This window comes from Plectonema radiosum NIES-515, assembly GCF_025753815.1.
GTDB lineage: Bacteria > Cyanobacteriota > Cyanobacteriia > Cyanobacteriales > Nostocaceae > Hassallia > Hassallia radiosum_A.
In genome coordinates, this window is sequence record NZ_JAOWRF010000266.1 from 1 (window position 1) to 7,694 (window position 7,694).

General features: G+C 42.8%; 6 protein-coding genes and 1 tRNA gene. 3 read left to right on the forward strand and 4 right to left on the reverse strand.

Annotation, left to right across the window (positions count from 1 at the left end):
* Nucleotides 1-132: 132 nt before the first annotated feature.
* The 4 genes from OGM63_RS18750 to OGM63_RS18765 form a co-directional block, all read right to left on the reverse strand.
* The gene (locus OGM63_RS18750; RefSeq protein WP_263747173.1) at nucleotides 133-1,269 is read right to left on the reverse strand and encodes a citrate synthase; all 1,137 of its coding nucleotides are present in this window, start codon (nucleotides 1,267-1,269) and stop codon (nucleotides 133-135) included.
* Nucleotides 1,270-1,381: 112 nt separating this feature from the next.
* Nucleotides 1,382-1,876, reverse strand: coding sequence for a phosphohistidine phosphatase SixA (gene sixA / locus OGM63_RS18755; RefSeq protein WP_263747174.1), 495 nt, complete (start codon nucleotides 1,874-1,876; stop codon nucleotides 1,382-1,384).
* Nucleotides 1,877-1,983: 107 nt separating this feature from the next.
* The gene (locus OGM63_RS18760; RefSeq protein WP_263747175.1) at nucleotides 1,984-3,258 is read right to left on the reverse strand and encodes a DHH family phosphoesterase; all 1,275 of its coding nucleotides are present in this window, start codon (nucleotides 3,256-3,258) and stop codon (nucleotides 1,984-1,986) included.
* Between the two features lie 716 nt (nucleotides 3,259-3,974).
* Nucleotides 3,975-4,472, reverse strand: coding sequence for an HNH endonuclease (locus OGM63_RS18765; RefSeq protein WP_263747176.1), 498 nt, complete (start codon nucleotides 4,470-4,472; stop codon nucleotides 3,975-3,977).
* 306 nt (nucleotides 4,473-4,778) lie between these two features.
* Here OGM63_RS18765 and alr point away from each other — a divergent pair, with 306 nt between their 5' ends.
* The 3 genes from alr to OGM63_RS18780 all read left to right on the forward strand — a co-directional run bounded on the left by alr (nucleotide 4,779) and on the right by OGM63_RS18780 (nucleotide 7,569).
* Nucleotides 4,779-5,966 carry an alanine racemase gene (alr, locus tag OGM63_RS18770; protein ID WP_263747177.1) on the forward strand — a complete coding sequence of 396 codons (1,188 nt, stop codon included), beginning with the start codon at nucleotides 4,779-4,781 and terminating at the stop codon, nucleotides 5,964-5,966.
* Nucleotides 5,967-6,106: 140 nt separating this feature from the next.
* Nucleotides 6,107-6,188, forward strand: a tRNA-Leu gene (locus OGM63_RS18775).
* Between the two features lie 301 nt (nucleotides 6,189-6,489).
* Complete coding sequence (locus OGM63_RS18780; RefSeq protein WP_263747178.1) at nucleotides 6,490-7,569, forward strand: RNA-guided endonuclease InsQ/TnpB family protein; 1,080 nt, start codon at nucleotides 6,490-6,492, stop codon at nucleotides 7,567-7,569.
* Nucleotides 7,570-7,694 lie beyond the last annotated feature (125 nt).

Sequence of the window (7,694 nt, forward strand, 5' to 3'; positions counted from 1 at the left end):
GGGGGAGGGGGGGGGGGGGGGAGTGCGGGATAAGGAGGACAAGGAGGACAAGGAGGACAAGGAGGACAAGGTGAATTTTCTTCCCCCTCTCCCCATCCCCCCCTCTCCCCATCCCCCCTCTCCCCACTCCTTCTAACGCTCTTCAATGGCGGTGTAAGCAATTTCGTGCTGACCGTTGTAAACTTGGGTAGGACGGAAAATGCGGTTTTCTGCGAGTTGTTCTTTCCAGTGAGCTAACCAACCGGCAACACGAGCGATCGCAAATATTGGTGTAAACAAGTCTGTAGGAATTCCTAATTTGGCATAGACTAAACCCGAATAAAAGTCAACATTCGGATAAATTCCTTTGTGACCGAGTTTTTCTTCTACTACCCGTTCCATCTCGACGGCGATGTCATAGTACTTGTCACTGCCAAACTTTGCAAATAATTGCTGTGCTAAGTCTTGCAAAATCGTGGCTCGCGGGTCTTTCACTTTGTAAACACGATGTCCAAAGCCCATAATTTTGGCTTTGCGTTGGAGACAATCTTCTAAGTAGGGACGCACCTTCGCTACCGAGCCAATTTCTTCTAACATCTGAATTACTTCTTCGTTTGCCCCTCCGTGCAAAGGTCCTCCCAAGGTTCCGACTGCACTGGCAACCACAGCGTAAGGGTCAGTTAGGGTAGAAGCTGTCACCCTTGCGCTGAAGGTGGAGGCATTCATTGTATGCTCGGCATGAAGTATCAAGCAGACATCAAAAATTCGCGACGCTAGTGGATCGGGTTCTTTCTCGCTCAACATATAGAGAAAGTTAGCGGAGTAATCCAGGTCATCGCAAGGACGCACTGGATCGTTACCTTTTCGCATTAACTGAAACGCTGCTACCATTGTCGGAATCGTTGCTAACAAGCGAACCACTGCATCCCGAATGTAGACAGGGTTATGTAAGTCACGGCGCGAATAAAACAAGCCTAAAGCGGCAGCTGAGGCTTGCAGAGCATCCATTGGATGACCGCTTTCTGGAAAGCATTTCATCATGTCACGGATGCGGTATTTTATTCGTCTGTGGTGGCGAACTTCATGCTCAAACTCTTTTAGTTCTTCTGATGTGGGCAACTGACCCCAGATTAACAGATAAGCAGTTTCCAGAAAGGTACTTTTTTCTGCTAGTTCCTCAATTCTGATGCCACGATATTCTAGTATTCCCTTTTGCCCGTCAACATTGCTGATACTGGATTCGGCGGCGGGAATGCCTTCCAAACCGGGCTTATATTCGCACACCATCATGGCAACACCATCTGTTTTTTGAAAGTTTTGCTCAGGCTAACTTACCAGAAATTGTGATCGCCATAACAGTATCTCTTGTAACCATAGTTCTTTGAAAACTATTAAGAAACCGTTATAGCAAGTACTTGGGTGGTGTCAACCAAAACATCTGACTACGACCCAGATATGAGCCTTTTTCTGGTAGTTTTATTCCGATCATACCTGCTTTTTTGAGGACTAAACCTCCTTTGGCATCACCCCAAAGGAGAATGGACGCCCATTCGCTCAAACAAGGTTCATGTCCAACCAGGGCAAGTTGGGTTTGCGGTGAATAATTTCTCGGTTCCAACCAGTCCGCAAGCCAATGATGAATATCGCCATCAAAGCCTAGGTAGATGCATTCTTCCATTTGCGAACTTAGTCCGGTGGCAATGAGGATTTCTGCGGTTTGGCGAGCGCGTACTAAGGGACTGGTGGCAATCAAATCAAAGTGTAAACCGAACGTTTTCAGTCGTTGGGCAATTTTCTCAGTTTTTTGTCGCCCTTCTTTGGTAAGCGATCGCTCTTCATCTGTAATATCAGATCCACCCGATTCGGCGATACCGTGACGAATTAAATACAGTTCCACAGTTAGTTGTTGGTTGGAGTGTTGTTAGTTGGAGTGTTGTTGATTATTTTACTATCCACTAACCCCTATCCACGCTCCAACTATCCATTAACCACTACTTACTATCCCTACTCAGATTGAATCAAATTATCTTTAGGATTCACCAAGCGCAGCAACTTTTGTTTAATTTGAGCATCGAAGACTTCCCATTTCATCTTCGCATAGGCAGAATTTTCGTTGCATCCAGACAAGAAACCCATCGGAATTTCAAAACCCCCTGCGCTGGTTCTCCCACCACCAAAAAAGCGTCCGGTGCTATCTTGCCCAAAGGCTTCTTTGATAAACTCATCCGGGTCTAAGGTCAGTTTGCTAGTTCTCAAAGAACCGACAACTACTTCGAGTTCTTCGTCTTCATCGTGAACAATACCGTAAACTACGGCGGTATGAACGTTTTCTTCTGTAACCAAAAAATCAGCCGCTTGGGGGATGGCATCGCGGTCATCGTAGCGTATATATCCCACACCTGCAATGGAAAAGTTATTTTGGACGATGCGATTTTTTAGCGATCGCTCAATCACATCCATCACAGGCTTGGAACGATTTGCCTGAAGTACCGCGTTCAGCAATTGTGCGTCACAAAATCTACTTAGATACGCAGCTGCCATAAAGTCCTCTTCTTGGGCTTGCATCAGTCGATTTGTATCAGATCGCAAGCCATGCATTAAGGCAGTAGCGCATTTTATATGCTGATTTGTACCATTCTCTAAGGTCAATAACCCCGCTTGTAAGTACTGCGTAAAAATTGTTGCCGTTGCTCGCACAAAAGGACGGATATCAACAAATTCTGACTTCAGTTCTCCTTGTGAACTATGATGATCGATGACCGCTACTAGTGGCATTCCTGCCTGCTGCACTACTGGCAATAGTTGACTAGTCGTTCCTTGGTTGTCGATTAATACGAAACCTTGATAAGATGACAAATCTTTGCTTTTCAGGGTTTGCACTGACCAACGCTGTGCGGGTAAACCTGTCAGCTTGACTAAGGCAATGTTTTCTTGGTGCGAGAGTGTGCCTGCGTAAATTATTTCACATTTTATATCGTACTGCTGGGCAATTAATTGGTAAGCCCAAGCACAAGAAAGAGCATCCGGGTCAGGAAAATCTTGTAAAATCACCAGCTGGCGATCGTGTCGATGTGCTGTCAGCGTATGACGCAACTCTTCTGACTTCTGATTTAGCTGGCTATTGCGTCCAGCAAAGGAATTATTTCCGTCACCTGTAACAAAGGACGGCTTTGTGATTGGAAGCTCAATCGCTTGTTGGTTTATTTCCAAATCATCTGGGTTGACTTCTGAAGTCAATGACAAGCTTTTCAAGTGAGTACGGGGGGAATTTAATTGCATAAACAACTTTTTTTTGTGAGTGTGAGGCTTAATTTAAATTTATTTGTTAATAAATACAACTGCTCATTTATCGGTTTCGCCACACCGATACGATCTTCGCAAAATTTTTGCAGCCTAGCACTGTGTCTGCAAGTTGATTTTTTCTGGCTAATCGTAAAGATTAATCTTTACAATTAGGCAAAAACTATAACTTATGGTATTAGGGAATTTTCAACATTTATGCTTGAGCTTTTACTAGTACATATGGATGAAAATGAGTCACAAACTCAGAATACAGGGTTTTTTAATTCTGCGTAAAGTTCGAGCAAATAAAAGCCTTAACTCAGAACTTTCAATCGGCGCGAATTTTTAATTTTCATCCATGTCTACTAGTCTCTACTTCTTCTTGCCAAAAGCTCAATTGACAATTAAGAATTATTGAGCAACAAAAACGGGCTGTTAATATTTAATTAACAAAATCCGACTCCTCAACGAGGGTATTTTAGTTACTTGGTGTCACTTTAATGTAAAATTAAAACCTTGTAACGTGCTGGCATTGATTTTGGCAGGAGACTAGGGCAATGGAAGTGGCAAAATATTATTGATCGAGCTAACGTGGGGCGTTATCTCTTGAACAATTTATAACCGCCAAAGGAAAGTTAAAATTTCTGTCCTGGGAATATGTAACAAAAACCCTTGCTTTCTTGCGACTGCTGTGTGGAAAGTAAAAATAATTATCAAAGTCCTATGACATATTTTTGCCACTCTTGGTGTAGTCCACTTTTAAGATGTTTGCTGACCTCAAAGTAGAGGCTGCTATAAGGCTGTCTGGGCGGATGACGCAAAGGCATGTTAGCTTCGTGAGGCGTGCGGTTGCCTTTTTTAACATTGCAGCGGACACAAGCCGTAACAATATTATCCCAGGTATCGCCACCACGACGCGATCGCGGTAAAACATGGTCTAGCGTCAACTCATCTCCTATGTAACCACAGTATTGACAAGTGTGACCGTCACGATGCAAGATATTTCGGCGAGTAAGAGGAATTTCCTTGTAGGGAACGCGCACATAATGGCGCAAGCGGATCACAGTTGGCAGCGGAAACCCCGAATACAGAAATTTCCCGTTGTGTTCCACCCGCTCTGCCTTGCCTTTGATCAACAGAACTACCGCGCGACGCCAGCTTGTGATGTTGAGCGGTTCGTAAGAGGCGTTAAGGACTAAAACCTTCCCCATTGATTAGCGCTCAATGTATTAGTTTTACATATATTAACACAATTATACTCGGCTTGGAACATGAGAATAAATTATACTTCCGACAGAATTTAGAGATTTGGGATAAGTCTTTCTGGGGGAAGCGTGGTGTAAAAAAGTTAAAAATGATACTTTAGTTAACTTTGCGAGGATCAAATTATCAATTTGTGCCAATTAAGTAACGAAAGGTAAACTTCAGTCATTAAATCTGATGAGTGCTTCTAGCGATGGAATAAGTAGATAGTCACAGATAAAAGAGCGTTCATGGTGTGATAGGAGAAAATAAAAATGTTAAGTCGCAAGCAAACTCCTCGTTTGGCGGAAAATCAGCAGTGCGACACTTATGCGTGGTTCTCGCAACGCGCTTGGGTGGAAATTGATTTAGGTGCTTTGTCTGACAATGTACATCAGTTGCGAAGTTTGTTATCACCGCATACTGAGTTAATGGCAGTGGTGAAAGCGGATGCTTATGGACATGGAGCTGTAACAGTCGCTCAGACAGTGTTACAATCCGGGGCAAGTTGGTTAGGAGTTGCTACAGTTCCAGAGGCAATTCAATTGCGCGAAGCTGGGATTAAAGCTCCGATTTTGATTTTAGGAGCAACCCACACATTAGAGCAAATTCACGCGATCGCTCATTGGAAACTTCAGCCAACACTATGCACCCCAAAGCAAGCACTAATATTTTCCGAAACTTTAGAAGCGATTAAGTTTACTGATTCCATCCCCGTACACATCAAACTAGATACGGGAATGTCAAGATTAGGCACAAATTGGCAGCAAGCAGGTGAGTTTGTCCAGTTAGTGCAGCGGTTGCCAATGTTAGAAATAAAGAGCATTTATTCTCACTTGGCAACCGCAGATAGTCTCGACCCACAAGTGATGATACAACAGCATCAACGATTTGAGGAGGCGATCGCCCAAATTAAAGCTTTGGGAATAAAACCACCTTGTTTACATTTGGCAAATTCAGCTGCCACTCTTTGTGATCCGGCTTTACATTATGATATGGTGCGTGTGGGGTTAGCTATATACGGACTTTCACCAGCTGTTCACTTGCGATCGCATCTCGACTTCAAGCCAGTTTTACAATTAAAAGCGCGAGTCACTCACATCAAAACCATCGCTGCCGGCACTGGTGTCAGCTACGGTCATCGATTTATTGCCCCACACGAAATGCGCCTTGCCGTGGTCGGTATTGGTTACGCTGATGGAGTTCCTCGGAATCTCTCCGGCAAAATGCAAGTATTAATTCAAGGCAGACGAGTGCCACAGATTGGTGCAATTACGATGGATCAATTAATGCTTGATGTCAGCACCATACCAAATATACAAGAAGGCGAAATAGTTACCTTACTTGGGCAAGAGGGAAAAGAAGAAATCTCTGCCGACGATTGGGCAGAACAATTGAACACCATTTCTTGGGAAATTCTCTGCGGATTCAAACATCGTCTGCCTCGTGTTGGTGTGATTTGATTGAAAATTGGGCAGCAGGAAGGGGAAAGGGGAAAAACTTTTCTTCCTTTACCCTTTAACCTTTTCCCCTCATGAAATTTCCCCCACTCCCCACTCCCTATTGCCACAGATGATTTGTTATGGTAATATAAAAAACTGATGCGGATATGGCGAAATTGGCAGACGCGCTAGATTTAGGTTCTAGTTCCGAAAGGAGTGAAGGTTCAAGTCCTTTTATCCGCACTATTAAAAATTTCTAGTTTATTGGCTACGATTCATCATTGTCTGAGGCGAATGGAGCCTAGGGGAATGTTCCCAGAGCATCTGGAACAGAAGGAATCCCAAAGTCCTTAGCATTGCTTTGCTCCACTACGTTACGTTGGCTTCGGATCGGCTTGGGATGATTTATTTTTTGGAACACTCTTAGAATAGCTACTGCCTGCCTAAAAGTGAAAGCTGGAGCATATCCTAAGACAGCAAAAGCATAGACAATAGTGTACAATAATGTACGAACTTCGACACTGCTAAGAAGCACTCAACCAAAATGCTTTTATCAATCAAGACGCAATTAAAACTAAATTCATATCAGCGCGTCTTGATGTCTAAGCACGCTGGTATAGCAAGATTTACTTATAACTGGGGGTTAGCTACATGGCAGGCTCTATATAAGGATGGGTATAAACCAAATCACAGATTACTACGCACCTTTTTTAACAATAATGTTAAAACTAACCCAGATTTAGGATGGTTGAAAGAAAAAAACATATGTCAAAAAGTTACTGAGTTTGCTTTCGAGCAACTAGGTGATTCTTATAAAAGATTCTTTAAAGGTCAGTCCGAATATCCTAAGTTAAAAAAGAAAGGTAAATCGAGTCATAGCTTTACTATAAATGCTAGCGGTAAGCCGATACCAATAGGTGGAACCAGCATTAAGCTACCGACTATCGGATGGGTTAAAACATATGAAGGATTGCCACATGTCACAGCTTCAAAATTAACAATTTCAGAGCGTGCAGGTAACTGGTATATCAGCTTTGCATTTGAACAAACCCCATTACCAGTCGCCAATAAAATACCTGTAGTTGGGGTTGACCTGGGGATTAAAGAACTTGCCACTTTATCTACTGGTGTAGTATTCAGTAACCCAAAAACGTCAAAAAGATTTAAAAAGAAGCTAGCAAGACAACAACGAGAACTCGCGAGAAAAGTACGTGGTTCTAACCAATACCTCAAACAAAAATTAAAAATAGCTAAAACCCACAAACGAGTTAGTGATATCCGTCTAGACGCAACTCATAAAGCAACAACAACTATTAGCAAAAACCACGCCAAAATAGTTATTGAAACTTTAAATGTAAGTGGGATGATGGCTAATCACAAGCTAGCTGGCTCAGTTGCAGATGCTAACTTTTATGAGTTGAGACGGCAGTTAGAATATAAATCCAAAAAATTTGGCAGTGAAGTAATATTGGCTAGTAGATTTTATCCTTCCTCAAAAACTTGTTCTAGTTGTGGGCATATTCAAGATATGCCACTGAAGCTAAGGGTTTTTGATTGTGGTCTGTGTGGGTTAAGTATACATCGAGATTTCAACGCAGCAAAGAATCTCGCTCATCTTGGGTAGATAGCTATCCAGGACGCGCTAGGCTAAGGCGTGTCAGGACGTTAAGGGTAATGAAGCCGTCTTCACCCGTTGAAACGTTAAGTAAAAAGTAGGTGTCAATAGATGTCTATGATTTATATAGCAGG

Excerpts from the sequence above, each read along its gene's own strand:
- OGM63_RS18750 (WP_263747173.1), bottom strand. The coding sequence starts at position 1,269 with ATGATGGTGTGCGAATATAAGCCCGGTTTGGAAGGCATTCCCGCCGCC.
- OGM63_RS18760 (WP_263747175.1), bottom strand. The coding sequence starts at position 3,258 with ATGCAATTAAATTCCCCCCGTACTCACTTGAAAAGCTTGTCATTGACT.
- OGM63_RS18765 (WP_263747176.1), bottom strand. The coding sequence starts at position 4,472 with ATGGGGAAGGTTTTAGTCCTTAACGCCTCTTACGAACCGCTCAACATC.
- alr (WP_263747177.1), top strand. The coding sequence starts at position 4,779 with ATGTTAAGTCGCAAGCAAACTCCTCGTTTGGCGGAAAATCAGCAGTGC.
- OGM63_RS18780 (WP_263747178.1), top strand. The coding sequence starts at position 6,490 with ATGCTTTTATCAATCAAGACGCAATTAAAACTAAATTCATATCAGCGC.